At 48.5% G+C, this 16,863-nt stretch carries 21 protein-coding genes; 2 read left to right on the plus strand and 19 right to left on the minus strand.

Annotated elements, in window-relative coordinates; translation table 11 throughout:
* Window positions 1–13 precede the first annotated feature (13 nt).
* From AXX12_RS06750 to AXX12_RS06775, 6 genes are all read right to left on the minus strand, one after another.
* Complete coding sequence (locus AXX12_RS06750; RefSeq protein ID WP_066239889.1) at window positions 14–748, minus strand: pseudouridine synthase; 735 nt, start codon at window positions 746–748, stop codon at window positions 14–16.
* A 49-nt stretch (window positions 749–797) separates the two neighbouring features.
* Entirely contained in the window at window positions 798–1,760 is a 963-nt protein-coding gene (locus AXX12_RS06755; RefSeq protein WP_066239892.1) for a hypothetical protein, read from the minus strand.
* Between the two features lie 7 nt (window positions 1,761–1,767).
* Window positions 1,768–3,048 (minus strand): FAD-dependent oxidoreductase, encoded by a 1,281-nt coding sequence (locus AXX12_RS06760; RefSeq protein WP_066239894.1) that lies wholly within the window; start codon window positions 3,046–3,048, stop codon window positions 1,768–1,770.
* A gap of 264 nt (window positions 3,049–3,312) precedes the next feature.
* Window positions 3,313–3,846, minus strand: a complete 534-nt coding sequence (locus AXX12_RS06765; protein WP_066239897.1) for a spore maturation protein — start codon at window positions 3,844–3,846, stop codon at window positions 3,313–3,315.
* A 1-nt stretch (window position 3,847) separates the two neighbouring features.
* Window positions 3,848–4,438 (minus strand): nucleoside recognition domain-containing protein, encoded by a 591-nt coding sequence (locus tag AXX12_RS06770; protein ID WP_066239900.1) that lies wholly within the window; start codon window positions 4,436–4,438, stop codon window positions 3,848–3,850.
* A 49-nt stretch (window positions 4,439–4,487) separates the two neighbouring features.
* Window positions 4,488–5,633 carry a D-alanyl-D-alanine carboxypeptidase family protein gene (locus AXX12_RS06775; protein WP_066239902.1) on the minus strand — a complete coding sequence of 382 codons (1,146 nt, stop codon included), beginning with the start codon at window positions 5,631–5,633 and terminating at the stop codon, window positions 4,488–4,490.
* A 127-nt stretch (window positions 5,634–5,760) separates the two neighbouring features.
* Here AXX12_RS06775 and AXX12_RS06780 point away from each other — a divergent pair, with 127 nt between their 5' ends.
* Window positions 5,761–5,949: a rubrerythrin family protein gene (locus AXX12_RS06780; protein WP_231881822.1), complete on the plus strand. Its 189-nt coding sequence runs from the start codon at window positions 5,761–5,763 to the stop codon at window positions 5,947–5,949.
* Window positions 5,950–6,044: 95 nt separating this feature from the next.
* Here the strand turns inward: AXX12_RS06780 and ytfJ are convergent, their stop codons facing one another.
* The 6 genes from ytfJ to AXX12_RS06810 form a co-directional block, all read right to left on the minus strand.
* A complete protein-coding gene (ytfJ, locus tag AXX12_RS06785) occupies window positions 6,045–6,479 on the minus strand; it encodes a GerW family sporulation protein (protein WP_066239907.1) in 435 nt (144 codons plus the stop codon).
* On the minus strand, window positions 6,472–7,137 hold the full coding sequence (locus AXX12_RS06790; RefSeq protein WP_156478598.1) for a DUF2953 domain-containing protein: 666 nt from the start codon (window positions 7,135–7,137) through the stop codon (window positions 6,472–6,474). The genes ytfJ and AXX12_RS06790 overlap by 8 nt, the downstream gene beginning before the upstream one ends.
* A 473-nt stretch (window positions 7,138–7,610) precedes the next feature.
* Complete coding sequence (gene scpB / locus AXX12_RS06795) at window positions 7,611–8,153, minus strand: SMC-Scp complex subunit ScpB (protein WP_066239912.1); 543 nt, start codon at window positions 8,151–8,153, stop codon at window positions 7,611–7,613.
* Window positions 8,134–8,874, minus strand: a complete 741-nt coding sequence (locus AXX12_RS06800; protein ID WP_066239916.1) for a segregation and condensation protein A — start codon at window positions 8,872–8,874, stop codon at window positions 8,134–8,136. Before AXX12_RS06800 ends, scpB begins: the two co-directional genes overlap by 20 nt.
* A gap of 2 nt (window positions 8,875–8,876) precedes the next feature.
* A complete protein-coding gene (gene trpS, locus AXX12_RS06805; protein WP_231881823.1) occupies window positions 8,877–9,869 on the minus strand; it encodes a tryptophan--tRNA ligase in 993 nt (330 codons plus the stop codon).
* Window positions 9,870–9,884: 15 nt separating this feature from the next.
* The gene (locus AXX12_RS06810; RefSeq protein ID WP_156478599.1) at window positions 9,885–10,508 is read right to left on the minus strand and encodes a site-2 protease family protein; all 624 of its coding nucleotides are present in this window, start codon (window positions 10,506–10,508) and stop codon (window positions 9,885–9,887) included.
* Window positions 10,509–10,708: 200 nt separating this feature from the next.
* Between AXX12_RS06810 and AXX12_RS06815 the strand changes: the two genes are divergently transcribed.
* On the plus strand, window positions 10,709–11,452 hold the full coding sequence (locus AXX12_RS06815; RefSeq protein ID WP_066239919.1) for a DUF4363 family protein: 744 nt from the start codon (window positions 10,709–10,711) through the stop codon (window positions 11,450–11,452).
* A gap of 271 nt (window positions 11,453–11,723) precedes the next feature.
* On the opposite strand, the gene AXX12_RS06820 is transcribed toward AXX12_RS06815, so the two are convergent.
* Genes AXX12_RS06820 through spoVAC form a run of 7 tightly spaced genes read right to left on the minus strand, consistent with a single transcriptional unit; the run spans window position 11,724 to window position 16,711 of the window.
* Window positions 11,724–13,208, minus strand: a complete 1,485-nt coding sequence (locus AXX12_RS06820) for a spore germination protein (RefSeq protein WP_066239921.1) — start codon at window positions 13,206–13,208, stop codon at window positions 11,724–11,726.
* Window positions 13,174–13,779, minus strand: coding sequence for a stage V sporulation protein SpoVABEA (gene spoVAEA / locus AXX12_RS06825; protein WP_066239923.1), 606 nt, complete (start codon window positions 13,777–13,779; stop codon window positions 13,174–13,176). Before spoVAEA ends, AXX12_RS06820 begins: the two co-directional genes overlap by 35 nt.
* 10 nt (window positions 13,780–13,789) lie before the next feature.
* Window positions 13,790–14,461 (minus strand): hypothetical protein, encoded by a 672-nt coding sequence (locus AXX12_RS06830; RefSeq protein WP_066239926.1) that lies wholly within the window; start codon window positions 14,459–14,461, stop codon window positions 13,790–13,792.
* Between the two features lie 18 nt (window positions 14,462–14,479).
* The gene (locus AXX12_RS06835) at window positions 14,480–14,869 is read right to left on the minus strand and encodes a hypothetical protein (RefSeq protein ID WP_066239929.1); all 390 of its coding nucleotides are present in this window, start codon (window positions 14,867–14,869) and stop codon (window positions 14,480–14,482) included.
* 3 nt (window positions 14,870–14,872) lie between these two features.
* Window positions 14,873–15,226, minus strand: a complete 354-nt coding sequence (gene spoVAE / locus AXX12_RS06840) for a stage V sporulation protein AE (RefSeq protein WP_066239933.1) — start codon at window positions 15,224–15,226, stop codon at window positions 14,873–14,875.
* 14 nt (window positions 15,227–15,240) lie between these two features.
* On the minus strand, window positions 15,241–16,245 hold the full coding sequence (gene spoVAD / locus AXX12_RS06845) for a stage V sporulation protein AD (RefSeq protein WP_066239936.1): 1,005 nt from the start codon (window positions 16,243–16,245) through the stop codon (window positions 15,241–15,243).
* Between the two features lie 13 nt (window positions 16,246–16,258).
* On the minus strand, window positions 16,259–16,711 hold the full coding sequence (spoVAC, locus tag AXX12_RS06850) for a stage V sporulation protein AC (RefSeq protein WP_066239938.1): 453 nt from the start codon (window positions 16,709–16,711) through the stop codon (window positions 16,259–16,261).
* Window positions 16,712–16,863 lie beyond the last annotated feature (152 nt).

The following is a 16,863-nucleotide window of genomic DNA, read 5'->3' on the forward strand; positions in this document are numbered from 1 at the left end:
AATTTTGAACAGGTTACTCTTTGTTTTCTTCACTCGCTAACAGTTTTAGCTTCTTGACTTCATCATCTGTCAAGGATCGATATTGACCGCGTTTTAGTCCCTCTAACGTTAGAAACGCAAAAGAAACCCGCTTCAATTGTTTTACCGAGTAACCGATAGCATCACACATGCGGCGAACTTGGTGGTTTCGGCCTTCATGGATAGTAATCTCTATCCTTGCATCACCTTTTTGTTGATCGGCTTCTAGCAGATAGACTTCGGCCGGAGCGGTCATCCCATCATCAAGCTTAATACCTGTGCGTAATTTATCGAGTTTCTCTTCCGCAGGGATGCCTTTAACACGGGCAATATAGGTTTTCTTCACATGCCGGCTAGGGTGCAGGAGCGCATGGGTCAATTCTCCATCGTTCGTCAGCAGCAATGCCCCTTCGGTGTTGTAATCCAGTCTGCCAACAGGGTATACGCGTTGCGGCGCATCAGACACCAATTGGGCAACAGTCTCCCGTCCCTCAGGGTCTGAAAGAGTACTAACAACTCCCTTTGGTTTGAACAAGAGCAGATAGACCAGCTTCTCACCACGGATAAGCTTGCCATCCACCCGGACCTTGTCTTTGACTGGATCGACCTTAACGCCGAGTTCGGTGACAACCTTGCCATTCACCGTTACACGACCCGCGGTAATGATTGATTCTGATTCCCGGCGCGAGGCGATACCGGCCTGACTGATAACTTTTTGCAATCGTTCCAAGTTGTGTGCGCTCCTTACATAACAATATATAATTGTATTTGTCTTTTTCTTAATGCGAGTTCTCCAGTTGGTTGAAATCCAGCTGAACTTTGCAGGTTCGGATCCAGACGCCATCTTTCGTCTTTTTGGCGCAACTGCCACAGATACCTTCTCCGCAGCACATGGTGGCATTATTAGTGACCGCCATCGGAAAATTATAGCCGCTTTCATGCATAGTGGCAATCAGGCCATTGTGCAAGTCATCCGGTCCAGCGCTCAGGAGTAAATCGACCTTATCGCTGAACAGTTCTTGCAATTTGGCGAAACCCTCACGTCGCATCGACGACACAGAAATGACCTCAACGCCCATCGCCTGCAGTTCATCGGCGACAAAAATACTGCCAGCTTGGCCGGGTGCGATCACAAATGTGGCCTTGTTACCGTTAGCCAAAATTGCTTTCGCCAACATCAAGGCGTTTGACTGACCTAATCCGCCAACTGCTGCCAATATTGTACCATATTTTGTGGAATCAATCCACGGCTGACCAAAGACTCCGTTCAGATACGGTCCGCGCAGCAGCACCCGTGCTTCAAGTGGCATAAATAAACGGCTTGATTTGGGTCCGATGGTCTCAATCGCCATGGTTAGGGTGCCACGTTTGACATTCATGATACCCACCGGGAAGTTACACATTTCCGGGTCATCGACTCGGCGCATGAAGATAAATGAGCCAATTTTATTGAGTTGTTCTGCCAACTCTAAACCAACCTCGGTCTCGACAATATAGGTATGTTCATTTACTTGCCGTTTTATCACGAGCGTTGATTCGACCTCGCGCCGACAAGGGGCATCAGACGGTTTTCGCGGCGCCTTCCACCGCTTTTCGTGCAAAATACATTGACCAGTCCAATCGCAATTACAAACAGCTTCACCTTTAAGCTGGCTACACATAAAACAGTGATTCGTATCAGATAACAAACAAGGACACTGCTCTGAATTGACATCAATACAGCGCATAAACGGCCTCATCATATTCCCCCTACACCAATCTCTGGCTAAAGATATCACTTAATCCAGCCTCCGCCACTCGCGCTTTTATTACTGACGGGTCAATAGAGTAGAGATTGAGTTCCTGCATTCGATTGAAAAAAGTAGCCCCAGCAAAGGTGTACCGCACATCTAAATGTTGTTTTTCGTTCATTTGTTCGTGAACAAATGCGATAAATTCCCCAATTGCCAACGTCCTCGGCAACTGTAAGTATTGCATGTCAAGACTATAACGGACAGCATTATGGCCAGCCAGTAAGCCTGTGGCAACTGCTTCGGTGTGTCCGACCATGATACCGAATTTTTCGCCACAGCAGAATAGATTGTCAACGCCGTCCACTTGCAGTGTGTTTGCACAAGGGGCAATACCAAGGTAGCGGATTGAATTCCCCTTGCCGCCGGCGTATGGATCAGCGAAGCGGGCATTCTCTAGACCGGGGATTTGTCGCAAGTCCTCAAGTGCAAAATAGGAAGTCATCATTTTGGCATGGCCTGTGTCTAATAGAACCAAGTTATCCCGATATTCAGGTAAGGCATACTGTGAGCAAGCCTTCTTGCCAAGCGAAATCTTGTTTTTTAACATCTCCGGCATTGGGATGACCACGACGCCAGTGGATTCAAGCTGATCCTGCAATGCTGAACTCAGCGACTCTTTATGGAGTTTGCACGAACCGCTCATGGCGCCAAATGTGCCATCAAGTTTTTCACCATTGCGCTCCTTGACCTGGGCTCTAGCTGTTATGCTAACCCGCGGGCCAAACGCTGGACACCGCAAGGCGCACATAGAACAGCCATTACCATAAGTCAGGCAATTCCCCATCGGCCCAGCAGTGCCGGTTGCATCGATAAAGACATCGCCTTCGATAATTTCTCCGTTGTCAGTCACGATATGGCGAACTAATTTTCCCAGCCGCAACACATCGGTAATGCGGGTTTTCAGCCGAACTTTGATACCATGCTGCTGCAGCAGTTCGCTAACCGCAGCCTCGATCTTGCCTACATCGTATAAAGAGGCGTGGCGGTGTCCCGGAAATTCAATATTCGTATGCCGGGCGCTTTGGTCCATCGTGGCGATCAAGTCTTGCCCACCCAGAGAAATGATTTCTTCCGCCGCGGTAAACCTGCCGTTGTTGCGAAAAATGCCACCCACCAGTCCGGTGCCCAAAAGCAGATCAGTCCGTTCAAGTAAGAGGACGGTCGCACCTGCCTGGGCAGCTGACAATGCGGCAGCGCATCCGCCCCACCCCCCGCCGATGATGACCACTTTAATCATGGTATCCCTCCATTCCCCATGTTTGAAGATCGCATTTACTTACAGTCTATTCTGCACAGCATAAAACGCCACTTGGCCGAAAAAAAAGACCGCTACAGCGATCTTCGGGAACGAAAGAACGATTTTTAGCCGCAAAAACGCGAAGGCGCTGAGCGCCCTTTGCGTTTTTGCGGCCAATCGCTATTATCCTTTATTTTATCAACCTTCTGCATCTCGAAGCTTATACTTCTGATGAGTAAAAAAAGATCGCCGAAGTGATCCTGTTCAAGCAAACACTGTTTTGCATATGTATATGGCTGCCAAAAATCCCGCCAGATCACCAGTCAGCCCGACTAGCACTGAGTAGCGAGGATTACGAATGCCGACAGAGCCAAAGTAGATTGTTAGTACATAAAACGTTGTATCTGTGCTGGCCAGAATCGTAGAGGCGATGCGGCCAACCTGCGAATCGGGGCCATAGGTATTAAATAATTCACTGACCATGCCAAGCGAACCACTGCCAGACAAGGACCGCATGATTGCCAAAGGCGTGAGTTCAGGCGGAATGCCGAAACGCGATAAAAGCGGACTGATTACAGCAATGCACTCATCAAGCGCACCGGAAAAGCGAAAGACATTAATGGCAACCATCATGGCGACCAAAAAGGGCAGCAAACGAATGGTGGTGTGAAATCCTTCGGCAGCGCCCTCTACAAACGCCTCGTAAACAGGCACCCGCCGCAGGAAACCAGCCAAAACGATAAGGAATATCGTTGCAGGAATAATCCAAACGGAGATATCCTGTAACCAACTTACCATGTCATCCCCTCCTCCTGCCAGTAACTAACCGGAAGAGAAAATCTGCAGTCAATGCGGTAGCCGTTGCTACTAGGCTGGTCAGCACAGTAACACCGACAATCTCGGCAGGACTAACAGACCCAGCCGCTGACCGCAGCGCAATCAGAGTGGCAGGCACCAGGGTAAAGCCTGTTGTGCATAAAGCCAACAGAGTACACATCGCCGGGGTTGCCGTTTCACGGCTCGGGTTCAGCTCCTGCAATTGCTGCATCGCTTTTATGCCGAAGGGGGTTGCTGCGTTGCCCAGGCCAAGCATGTTGGCACTTACTGTCATGACAATTGCCCCCAGCGCAGGGTGACCTTTCGGTACTCCTGGAAACAGCAGTCGGATAATCGGCCCAAGAATCCAGGCGAAAATGCGAATTAAGCCCGCTTTCTCGGCAATTTTCATTATCCCTAGCCATAAGCACATGACACCCAGCAGTTTAAACGCCAGCGTAACAGCGGTCTCGGCTCCACTAATGGCGCTTTGGGTCACGGTTTCCACCCGACCGTTGATGCCGGCGTAGGCTATACCGACGATCAAAAAGAACAGCCAAATGAAGTTTATCACACAATCCCCCCAAAACGCGGCAGACAGCCGGCCTTAAGAGGGCGCAGCGTCAAGCCAGATACTGCATCAGATTGGAAACTAGGCTGCGCAGGGAGGTCCAGACTAAGGACCATAGGGATTTCTTTTCTGAAGAATCGGCGGCGACTAGATCGATGACGGCAATTTCCTTTTCCTTGAACAAGGTTTTCACGACACCAACTTTCTGGCCGCGTCGGATTGGCGCCTCAACGCGATTAGGCACTTCGAGCACTGTGTGATAATCGCTGACACCGCCTTCTTCAAAGACCGGAACAGCCAAACTATCTTTCACGGCCAGCGGAATCGACTCTGTCTTGCCATTAGCAACCCGAATTGTACGCAACACATCACCTTGCTGAAAATAGGGTTGTGAGCGTACCTGGCGAAAGCCATAATCTAAGAGCGCGATTGAATCAGTCCACATATAGTCACTGTCAAGGACAACGGCAATTAATTGAATTCCATTACGCTTTGCGGCCGAAACCAAACAGGGCCCGGCTTCATCCGTGTAGCCGGTCTTAACCCCATTAGCCCCTTCGTATTGCCACAGTAGTTTGTTTTCATTGAAAATCTCCCGTTCGTGATCTTTACCTGCCCAAGGCATGGTACGACTAGGCGTGGTAATAATCTCTGCGAACAATGGGTTCTTATAGCCATAGGCCGCGATAAATGCCAGATCACGGGCAGTCGAATAGTGTTGCGGATCAGGCAGACCATTTGAATTTGTAAAGTGAGTATCGACAGCGCCAATAGCTTTAGCCTTGGCGGTCATGAGTTCGGCAAATTTTCCGACTGAACCGGAAATATGCTCGGCAACTGCCACAGTAGCGTCATTGCCAGAAACAAGCATCACCCCATACAATAAATCCTGCATTTTCAGTTGCTCCCCCGGTGCTAACCACAGGGTCGAGCCTTCAGTTTGCGATGCGACTTCGCTGGCAGTCACGATATCATCCAGCTTGCCATGTTCGAGCGCAGTGATGAGAGTCATCATCTTTGTCGTGCTAGCAGGTGGACGACGCTCCTGTGAGCGTCGATCATAAAGTATTTTTCCGGTAGACGCTTCAATTAAAATCGCAGACTTTGCAGTCAGCTCAGGCGGCTGAGCCAATGCTGGGCCTGTGTGTAACAGCAGAGTAACGGTAACGGCTAAACATAGCTGCAACGGTTTTTTCATAAAAAAATGGTTCCTTTCCCAATTGAAATGCAAGCCTTCTCTATTATACCGAGGTTTATGACCTGAGTCAAAGCTGTATAAACTATGATAAATTGGTAATGCTAACAACATAATTTCAGGAGGTGAAATGATGGAACCATTAGATGTAAGAAATGCCCTGCAAACAACACTCACCCAAAAGCAAGAATTGGTCAGAGATTATCAGACCTTCGCAAAGCAAATCACAGACAAAGAAGTCGCGAAAATGTATTCCCACTTTGCTGAGGCGGAAGCACTTCACGCCACGCAAATTAAGGATCAACTCGAGCAGATGTAACATAAATTCCATGGCTTTTCTAAAAATCTATATGTGAAAAAACCGCATAGTATGCCTTGTGCAAACTGTGCGGTTTTTATTTCGTTACCGTTTCCTTACTGCGGATGAGCCTGGGTCTCGGCTGTATCAGCCAATTTGTCCATGTCATCTTTTTCTCGTTTGCAGCCGCCGAAAAGTTCTTGCATCTTGTTAAATATCTGAGGCACGAGATCAAACATTCGATCATATATCAAATTACATTCAACAGGCATAAAACGGACACCATTAGTTGGCGTGCAAACCAAAAAGCCTACCGGCTTAACACTAACACCTGCACCGCTGCCACCGCCGAAGGGATATACCTCTTTCTCCGTGTCAGGCGAACAGTCGCCACCGCCTGCAGCAAAACCAAAGGTAACTCGGGAAATTGGAATAATCACTGTGCCGTCAGGCGTTTCTACAGGTTCACCAACAATGGTATTAACATCAACCATTTCTTTGATGCTCTCCATGGTTGTTTTCATCATGCTCTGAATAGGATGCTCAGCCACGGTTATTTCCCCCTTGTTTGTCCGCTTTGTAAAGTGCTTTTATAATATTTCCCAGCCGTATCCGTAATATACACTCTAGATCGATAACCAAGATGTCTTTGCCGAACACCGGCGTCATTGTGAAGACAGGACATACCCCTGATGTCATCTGATTGCGTAACGTGTTACTGACCAGCCCTTTTAGCATCCAAAAAGCGCCCGCAAGCATCCCTGTAGCGGCGGCATCCTCAAGCCCGAAACGCACCTGGCAATGAAATCGGTCGAAGCGAACTTTATTATGCAGCTCACGAACGATAAGCTTTGTCTGAAGAAGCTTTGTTCGGAATTTCTCTATAAGGCGGCGAAAGCGGCGTGGATGGTAAAGTATGAAATCAACTACTTTTTTGATTAGATGTCGCTCAAACACGGTATTAATGCGCTTGTTACCCTTTGTCTCCTTCATTTCCGACTCAAACCAAAGCATCTCATCCTGCCAATCGACCTGTACCACCGGCACCTTGATGACATAGGAAAGTATCCCTCTCCAGGCGTATACGCGGATGAAGACATTGTCGTTGTCGTCACGGCGTTGGTAGCGGAACTGAACGTAGATATTCATTTGATAGATGGCATAAGCAAAAACCAGCAAAAGCCCGAATGCGGCCAGCCATTTCAACAACTTTCACCTCTATATAAGAATTGGCTAAAACACCCAATTTTATACATGAGGACAGGGCGCCCCAGGACGTCCATAAGGGCCCATCTGCGTTGTTGGCATTGGAACCCTTGGCTAGCGTACGCCAGTACGCGTCGCTGCAGGGTATCCGAGGCCGCCTAGCATCCGGACCCTTCTGAACGCCCTGGGACGCCCTGGGCTTTGTGGTGATTGGAGCAAAATAAGACCGGGATACGGTCAGGGACGAGGGGATTGCATTGCTTCGCTCGCAATCACGACGGAGATGGTTTGGTAGACGCGGAACGAGACGAGAAACGGGGAGCGGAGAAGATTGCATTGCTTCGCTCGCAATCGAGGATAGAATTGGCGGGGATAAAAACAAACAAGACCGCCGCGCTTCGCTCACAATGACAACCTATCGTGTCATCGCGAGCGAAGCGTGGCGATCTTCTTTAACCTCGCTTGGTTTCCTTTGTCTACGCTTCAACCAGCGAGAGCTGCTCATCTGTTAGCAGCTTGTTCAGGTCTGGCAATTCTTTTAGATTCTTCAGGCCAAAGCATTGCAGGAACACGTCAGTTGTGCCATAGAGGATTGGTCTGCCGATAACATCTTTGCGGCCCATTTCGCGAATCAGCTGTCTGTCTAGCAGGGTGTTGACCACACCATCCACCTTGACACCACGGATGGCCTCGATTTCAGGCTTAGTTACCGGTTGGCGAAAAGCGATGATGGATAGGGTCTCGAGAGCGGCGACTGATAGCCGACTGTCTGGGACTTCAGCCAACTTTTCGATGACTGATGCTAATTCTGGTTTTGTGCACATCTGGTAGCCGCCTGCCACTTCGACAATGACCAGCCCTCTGCCTTCCTGCTCCATTTCGCTGCGCAGTTCGTCAATTAATTCGATTACAGTCGGCTCATCAATCTCTAGTATTTTTGCCAACTTTGCGGCGGATGCAGGGTCGCCGGCCGCGAACAGCAAGGCTTCGATGTGACCTTTAAGATGCTGGTAAAACATTGGAACAATCACCATCCCGTAATTTAAGGTAAATCGGGCCAAACCGGTTCTCTTGGCTGACAACAACTCGTTTGGTCCGTACCAGTTCCAGTAAGGCAATAAACGCGGTCACAACTTCGTTCCGCGAACGGCTGCGAATAATAGTCTGAAAGAATTCCAATTTACCTTGACCTTGTGACAATAGGGTGAGGATATCTGAAATTTTGTCCTGAACACTAATTTCGTCATGAGCGACCAGTGCAAATTCCTCGGCATCACTTTCCCAGACTTTTGCGAAGGCTAGGATGAGGTCGTCCAATGACAGGCCAACGGGCGGTGGAATCTCCAAGTCCAGTGACTGCGGCTCCCGGCTGAAATAGCGTTCCCGCACAGAACGCACTTCTTCGAGAAAGCGGGCTACTTCTTTATACTTTCGATACTCGATTAATCTCTCAACCAATTCCTGACGTGGATCGATCAGTTCGTCTTCCTCGACTTCCGGTTTCGGAGGGCGTGGCAATAACAACCGTGATTTAATTTGCAGCAGCGTGGCAGCCATCAGCAAAAACTCACTGGCTACGTCAATGCTAAATTCCTGCATGGTTCGCAGGTAGTTCAAATATTGCTCTGTCACCAGAGTAATTGGTATGTCATAAATATCAAGTTGGTTCTTTTCAATCAGATGGAGAAGCAAGTCGAGGGGCCCTTCAAACACTTCCAGCCTGATCTTATAATTGTCCATGGCTAGACCAAGTGCATTGCTTGCTTGACTTCTTGCATCGTTGCTGCCGCCAACTTGCGTGCACGCTCCGCACCATCAGTCAAGATTTCGTTAATGCGGCCCGGATTTTTCTCCAACGCCTGCCGCCGAACATGTACATCAGCTAAAAACTCGACAATACGATCGGCCAGCCGTTTTTTGCACGCTACACAACCAATCGTGCCCGCCCGGCAATTAGCGCCGATGTCATCCACTTCAGTTGGGTTAAAAATTTTGTGGAAGGCATACACTGTGCAGACTTCCGGATGCCCTGGGTCAGTCTTTTTCACTCGTTGCGGATCAGTTACCATCATTTGCACCCGGGCGCGAATCTCATCTGGTGTGGCGGAAAAGCTAATTTCATTGCCATAGGATTTACTCATTTTACGGCCATCAATGCCAGGCAAAGTCGGCGCTTTGCTTAAGCGAGCCTGCGGTTCGGGGAAAATCGGCCCATAGAGGTTATTAAAGCGGCGGGTTATTTCACGCGCCAGCTCCAAGTGTGGAATCTGGTCTTCTCCGACCGGGACCGTGTCAGCTTTATAGAGAATGATATCAGCAGTCATCAGTTCAGGGTAGCCGAGAAAACCATATGTATTAATCTCCTTGCCAGCCAAACCCAACTGTTGCAGCTTGTCCTTATAAGTCGGAACCCGCTCTAACCAAGCCAGCGGAGTAATCATTGACAGAAGTAAATGCAGTTCCGCATGTTCTTTGACATGAGACTGCACAAAGATAATATTTTTCTCCGGATCGAGACCGGCACTCAGCCAGTCCAACGCCATATTTTGAATGTTCTCCGGAATTTTGCTGGTGTCCTCATAAGAAGAAGTTAACGCGTGCAAATCAACAATCGAAAAAATACATTCATATTCGTGTTGTAGTTTAATCCAATTGTCTAATGCGCCGAAATAATTGCCCAAATGAAATTTTCCTGATGGCTGCATGCCACTAAAAATACGTCCTTTAACACTCACAGAATTTCATCCTCCTTACAATAGAACGCCGACGATCGAGTGAATAATTAACGACAAAAATCGCTGCAATGGATAGGTAATTGCACTGATGACTCCCAAATAGATTAAGCCGACCAATAGAAAAGGTGCATATGGAGCCATGCGTTCATACAGTTCGGCAGCTCTGGCGGGTAACAGCACCTCAACGATTTTCGAGCCGTCCAGCGGCGGAAACGGCAGCAAATTGAAGATGGCAAACATGATATTGTAACTATAGAGCAACCACAATACTTGCTCAACAGCATACGAATTTACGTTAAATTTTGCCATTATTCCTAAGGCTAGCGCACTAAAAAGCGCCAGCAAGATGTTTGAAGCCGGACCGGCAAAAGAAACCATGATGATGCCGTTACGCCCGTTGCGAAAGCAATATGGGTTGATAGGCACCGGCTTGGCCCAGCCAAACTGGAATAACCATAACATGATTAGTCCTACCGGATCAAGATGGGCAATCGGGTTCAGCGTAAGCCGTTCAGCACGAGCCGGCGTGGGGTCGCCCAGATAGTCAGCCACCCGCGCGTGCGCATACTCATGCACCGTCAACGCCGCCAATAGCGCCGGGATGCGGAAGACCATATCTGATGAGTCAAGACCAAACACTCTGTTTCCTCCTTGTATATCCGTTACCTGCGAATGCGTTGTTCATCCTCTAGTATTACCCGACTAGACGCCATAAAAGCGCTTTTGGGACGTTTTCATTGTATGACAGCTGTCGATGTGTGTCAATAACGCCGCAGGAATAAACGCCAATGATGGTGGGCAGTTTAAATTATAATCGCACGAAAGGATGAATGACTAGGATGCTACCACTCAGGTTTCGGAAGTGCTGTATTATTGTTTGTTGCGGTACTTTGATTGTCACTCTCACTGGCTGTTCCTGGTTGACACCAGCCAAGAAGCCTGAAGTTGGCCCAGCTGGCAAACCGGAATATAAGAGCAATCCACCGCTGGTTGAACGATTCAAATCTCCGCCTGGCCAATTATATGATTTAGAAACAACTGCCAGCATCCTGTTTGCCGGACTCAATTCAGAAAGCTGGGATCAGGCTCAGGCAGGATTGCAGCAGCTCCAGGCAATCTGGCAGGAAATCAGCCCTCAACTCGGCGATGAGAAAAATGTGAACAAGGCCAATAAGAGTCTCGGAAAACTATCGACTGCGGTTGGCGGTAAAAAAATAACGGCTTCGTATGAAGCACTAAATGAATTTATGAGCAGTATTGGCGATATTGGCCAAAACTTCAAGTTATCGCCGATATCAGACATTATCAGCATAAGCAACAAACTGCGCAATGTCAGCTTTTATGTAGAAGAAAAAAACTGGACTAAGGCTGCTAGCAAAGTTAAAGAACTGGATGATTCATGGGGGCAAATCAAGCCAAGCGTGGAAAGCATTGGGATCTTGGGAGAAGTCACTCGAACTCACTCCTATATCAAACAATTGAAAGATGCTGTTAATGCCGAAAATAAAGGAGCGGCTGAATCACACATCAAAAGCTTGAACGACAGTATGGGAAGTATTCGCGAGTACTATCGGGGTAAATAATCGATTTCCAAGCCGTGGAGAAAGGTCGAGATGTTGTTACCTACGAGACTAGCAACATACCTGACGCAGGAAAGCGGAACAGCATCACTAGGCAGCCCCGCGAGCCCAGCAGTGACGCGTACTTAAGGGTACGCTAGCAATGGGTTTGCGGGGCTGATTGCGCAAATCTTGGCGCTTTAGCGCCTTAGCTTTGGCGGCATACCCTTTACGGGTGCAACGCAGATTGGCCTTTATCGACGGCCTGAGGAGAAGCAGGGTTGCTTCTCCTTTTCTATTCCTCCTCTGGGTTCTCTTTATCGAGTCTATTTTGATCTTTAGGCTTAAGTGCTGCCGGGCGTAGCACTTTATGCGGGATAGGCAAGCGAAAAATAACATCCTGCATTGACTTAAAGTTAAAAGGAATTAGTGGCCACAAATAGGGTATGCCAAACGATTTGGTTGTTACCAGCAAGGCCATGAGAGCCAGTAAGCCGCCAAGCAGACCAGGCAGCTTGAACGCAGTGACCAGTACGACTAACGCCATACGGAAAATTCTCAACGCTAGCGCTAACTCGACGCTGGGAGTCGCAAATGTACCAACAACGGCAACAGCCATATAGAAAATCGTTTCATTACCGAACAGCCCAACCTTGGTGGCGAAATCGCCCAACATAAACGCTCCAATAAAGCCAAGCGCGGTGGATTGAGCAGACGGCACATGCACAGTAGCCATACGCACCAATTCGAGGCCGATTTCAGCCAGTAAAAACTGTAGCCCCAACGGGATAACGCCTGACTCACGCGGTCCAAGAAAACCTAGTGTTTCCGGCAATAGGTGTGGTTGCAACACAATTGCCAACCATAACGGCGGCAGCAACAAAGAAAACGCGATGCCAGTTAAGCGGATCAACCGTAGAAACGATCCGGTCAAAACGTTTTGGCGATATTCCTCAGCATGTTGAACATGATGCCACAGTGTGGCCGGCAAAATCAGGATATTGGGAGAGGTATCGACAATGATGCAGATATGCCCTTCGAGTAGGTGGGTCGCAGCTACGTCTGGTCTCTCTGTATACCGGACACGAGGCAGCGGGTTCCAGCGGTTGCCGGGGACTATGTATTCTTCAATAGCTTTTTCCGCCATCGGTACGCCATCTGTATCGATCTTTTCCAGAGAGTCTTTAACCTTGTCCACCAAACGGGGATTCGTAATATCTTTTATATAACAGACAGCCACATCAGCTCGAGATCGAGTACCCACTTTTATAATCGAAAAACGCAAATTAGGATCGCGTAGCCGACGACGGATTAGAGCGGTATTAAAGACAATGGTTTCGACAAAGGAATCACGTGATCCGCGAGTCACCTTTTCGACGTTGGACTCACTGGGTGCGCGCACTGGGTAGGAACGGGCGTCCATGACCAAAATCTGCGCCTCACCGTCGATGAAAAAAAGAATCTCGCCAGACAGCAGACTTGTCACCGCGTCCGGGAAATTATCCAGTAGTTTTGCCTGTAAATGGGTCGTATGAGTGTAAAAGATCTTTTTAAGGGTATTGATGTTCAGGTCTTCCTGCTTAAATAGGGTTATGTCTTCGAGAATATTAGAGACTAGTACATCATTAGTCATAGCATTGATGGAAAATGATGCGGCCCGCTTTCGCCCAACCAGGTACTCGCGAAATACAATGTCAAACGTCTCGCCGACTCCCAGCAGGTCTTTTAAGTAGTTTATATTGCTGTCAAGATCTTTGGCGATTTTCCGTTCTTGAGTCATTGAGGACATCACTCCGTTTCAAGATTTCCGTAATGGCTTTACGCGTGATCGGTGCTCCGTATACGACGCTATCAGCCTGGCCCATTTTGCCGATATCACCAATGCCAATGACTACCGGAACCTGTAGCGAGTCTAGTATACTCAAGGTATCACCATGCATGATCGAGCGGCTGCCTTGCTTATAGACCTGTCCGTATTTATCAACAGCATATGGCTCTATTTCACCCCATCGATTGATGCTAAAGTCTACACTCGCCCCACCTGCGCCATCAGTTCCTGATGCCACGGCCAGCGCTCCCAGCACAGTAACATCTGGATGACTAGCTACCTGCTCCATTACGCTCTCGCCCTTGCCCTTCCCGGGGTTGCCGCGATCATCAAACATCACCAGCACAGGGTTATTAGGGGTCTGCTTTAGCAAAGCGATTATTTCTTCACCACTGATAGGCGTGGGGTTACCGGCAGAAGCAGAAATACATCGTAATCCCATCTCAGCTGCCAGAAATTCAATCACCTGGCAGGCGTTGCTGTCGCCATCGGTAATTAGGATTACCCTTATCTTCTCTGGCAAAACAGTCACCTCAAGATTTTGGCGCGTTCGATTCCTCGCCTAAGAGATTACCGATTTTATCGGCTAGTTTTTCACTTTCACTAATCACTTGTTTGAGTTTTTGCAGACTGTTCTCCAGTTCGACTGATAATTCATACTGTGCCTCAGACAGAGCCTGAGCCGCTGTTTTCACCGCTGTCGGTTGCTGTATTTGCTGATTGCTTGAACCTCCAGCTTGATTTGACCCAGCATTTGAGTTGGCTTGCGGCAATTGCTGTTGCTGATTGTTTTGCAACAGTTGACTGACTAGGCGCTGCAGATCGGCTACCGGATCGGTCTGCTGGCTGCCACTCCCCTGACTGTTGGCACTGCCCTGATAGGGTAGAATTGTATTTTGCACTGTTCCACCATTTTGCCCCTGCTGCGAACCGCCCGCAATTTGATTTTGCCCTTGGTTCATTGGCTGTGCTGGCCCTTGTAACTGGCTGAGTTGTTGCGATATTTGGTTCAACATTCCTAAGACGTCGGATTGGGCAGGGGCTCCTGTCTGCACTTGAGCTAAGCCTTTCGCCATGCTAGCGATCAGATCGTTGGTTCCCTGATTCTGATTCTGGTTCTGGTTCTGGTTCTGGTTCTGGTTCTGGTTCTGGTTCTGCTCGGCTTCAGTTCCTCCTCGCAGGCGCCGGATTCCACGTACTGTCATGCTCACACCTCCACCTAATTAAAAAAATCGTGCTATGCTGATCAGAAATGATACCGCCCCAAAACGGAGATTGATCACTGACAGCGGATGTCGCAGCGTCGAAAAAGGGTTAACAAGATTGCTAGTCTTTTCCCACTCGACTCCGCCAACAGTTGAGCTGACAACATAGTTTGCCAATGGACCGCCAAGGGCGACCAGCGAGGCCTTAACTCCGGAAGACAGATGGGTAACACTAGTGGCGCTAAATACACCCGATACTACGATGCTGTCAATATGTCCTTGAAAAAACAGAGCCAAGATCACCCGGCCTGCTTCGTGGGCAATGATTGCCAATATGAGATAACCAGGATATCGAATACCAACAAGGCAGGAAGTTAGCAAAATGCCAATAAAATCAACTGTAATCATGCTTCAACCCTTTGGGTTGAACAAAGCTGCCGCCAACAAGCCAAAGATCATTGCAGCGGTGATGCCAGCTGCTGTTCCCCGCAGCGCACCGCTAAAGATCCCCCAAAAGCCGTATTTATTTACGTCTTCTATAGTAGCTGTCACCAGTGCATGTCCAAAACCAGGCAAGGGCACGGTCGCGCCCGCACCGCCGATTTCTACCAGCGGCTGATATACTCCCAGTCCGCTCAATACGGCGCCGCATACGACAAATATCACTAACACATGAGCCGGTGTTAACGGGGTCATATCCATTAACAGTTGGCCAATCACACAGATGAGTCCGCCAATAAGAAACGCCATGAGGTATGTTTGCATTCTTTGTCCCCCTTTTACATTTCTACGGCTACCGCATGTGCGATGCAGGGAATCGACTCTTTTTGTTGGTAGGATGTGGTGCTATGCAGACTGCCTGTGCCGATCAAAAGAATCTTGCTCAGCTTCTTCTGTAGCAGCATGCTATAGATATAGCCGCAAAAAGTTACCGCCGAACTAGCACAACCACTAGCGCCTGCATGTGCGTCCTGATCTTCGCGGTAAATCAGACAGCCGCAGTCTTCATAATTTGCCGAGATATCAACTCCCTTTTCTTTCATTAATTCTATAACTAGCGTCTTGCCGATGCTGCCTAAATCGCCGGTGTATATCATGTCATAATAATTAGGCTGGCGATCCAAATCCTGTAGATGCTGATAAAGAGTATCTACTGCTGCCGGAGCCATTGCGGGCCCCATATTGTTAGGATCCTTGACCCCCATGTCCACCACCTTGCCAAATGTGGCTGCTGTAATCAGCGGACCGACACCTGATGCTGCAATAGCCGCTGCTCCCGCCCCAGTAACTGTCCACTGCGTAGAAGGTGGTCGCTGCACCCCGAGTTCAGTGGGAAAACGATATTGTCGTTCAGCGGCATCATGATGACTGGATGCACAGCCCAACACATGCTGAAAAAAGCCGCCATCGATGAGACAAGCACCAAGTATCATACTCTCCGCCATGGTCGAGCAAGCTCCATATAGGCCGATAAACGGTCTTCCTAACGCCCGCATAGCGAAGTGAGTAGCCATTAGCTGGTTTAACAAGTCTCCAGCCAGTACGCAGTCAGCTAATTCCATTCCTCCTGGTAAGTTCTGTGCGGCCTTTCTTGCAACCCACTCCAACATAAAGGATTCGCATTTCTCCCAACTGTCTTCACCGTGCAGGTTGTCTTTCATGATGTAGTGAAAATACTCCGCCAGCAGACCTTCTCCTTCCATCGGCCCGCCAATCGCAGCCGTTCCGACAATGACCGGCGAAACTTCATAAACGATACTTTGTTGACCTTTCTTTTTGTTCAACTGAGTCTCTCCTCTACAGGCGAATCCAATATATTAGCCCGACTAAAACCGCGGTTGCCGTTCCGTAAGCAATAACGGGTCCGGCAATGATGAACATTTTTGCACCCACACCAAAAACAAATCCCTCCCGCTTGAACTCCATCGCCGGCGCTACAACTGAGTTGGCAAATCCGGTGATAGGTACAATCGATCCGGCACCCGCCCGTTTACCTAATTCATCATAAACACCTAGTCCAGTTAAAAAGGCTGATAAAAATACTAAAATGACTGCCGTCGGCCCAGCTGCATCCTTTTTGCTTATCCCGGTTCCAATAAGATAATTTTGAATGAATTGTCCTAACACGCAAATCAAGCCTCCCACAATAAAGGCCCAAATCACGTTTTTTACGATAGTTGGTTTTGGTGATACTTGCTGTACTTTCTGCTTATACGCCGCTTGTTGCTGTTTTTGCTGATCATATGCCATTACATCACCTCTGTTATCATGACACTGCCTACTAACTTTTTTCCTGTCTATAGTTCTATTTTTGCCAATGAAATCCGGAATCATTCAAGGGTTAAAATAAACTAAGAGCAGCCATTTGGCTACCCTTAGTTAAATCACGGTCTAATCGCCTG

It is taken from the genome of Anaerosporomusa subterranea, from assembly GCF_001611555.1.
Lineage (GTDB): Bacteria > Bacillota > Negativicutes > Sporomusales > Acetonemataceae > Anaerosporomusa > Anaerosporomusa subterranea.

Bases quoted from the DNA above. Each gene is read 5' to 3' on its own strand.
- AXX12_RS06820 (WP_066239921.1), bottom strand. From the start codon at position 13,208: ATGACTCAAGAACGGAAAATCGCCAAAGATCTTGACAGCAATATAAAC.
- AXX12_RS06765 (WP_066239897.1), bottom strand. From the start codon at position 3,846: ATGGTAAGTTGGTTACAGGATATCTCCGTTTGGATTATTCCTGCAACG.
- AXX12_RS06775 (WP_066239902.1), bottom strand. From the start codon at position 5,633: ATGAAAAAACCGTTGCAGCTATGTTTAGCCGTTACCGTTACTCTGCTG.
- spoVAE (WP_066239933.1), bottom strand. From the start codon at position 15,226: ATGCAAACATACCTCATGGCGTTTCTTATTGGCGGACTCATCTGTGTG.
- AXX12_RS06815 (WP_066239919.1), top strand. From the start codon at position 10,709: ATGCTACCACTCAGGTTTCGGAAGTGCTGTATTATTGTTTGTTGCGGT.
- AXX12_RS06780 (WP_231881822.1), top strand. From the start codon at position 5,761: ATGATGGAACCATTAGATGTAAGAAATGCCCTGCAAACAACACTCACC.
- AXX12_RS06755 (WP_066239892.1), bottom strand. From the start codon at position 1,760: ATGATGAGGCCGTTTATGCGCTGTATTGATGTCAATTCAGAGCAGTGT.
- AXX12_RS06830 (WP_066239926.1), bottom strand. From the start codon at position 14,461: ATGACAGTACGTGGAATCCGGCGCCTGCGAGGAGGAACTGAAGCCGAG.
- AXX12_RS06760 (WP_066239894.1), bottom strand. From the start codon at position 3,048: ATGATTAAAGTGGTCATCATCGGCGGGGGGTGGGGCGGATGCGCTGCC.
- spoVAC (WP_066239938.1), bottom strand. From the start codon at position 16,711: ATGGCATATGATCAGCAAAAACAGCAACAAGCGGCGTATAAGCAGAAA.
- AXX12_RS06800 (WP_066239916.1), bottom strand. From the start codon at position 8,874: ATGGACAATTATAAGATCAGGCTGGAAGTGTTTGAAGGGCCCCTCGAC.
- AXX12_RS06835 (WP_066239929.1), bottom strand. From the start codon at position 14,869: ATGATTACAGTTGATTTTATTGGCATTTTGCTAACTTCCTGCCTTGTT.
- scpB (WP_066239912.1), bottom strand. From the start codon at position 8,153: ATGTTTTACCAGCATCTTAAAGGTCACATCGAAGCCTTGCTGTTCGCG.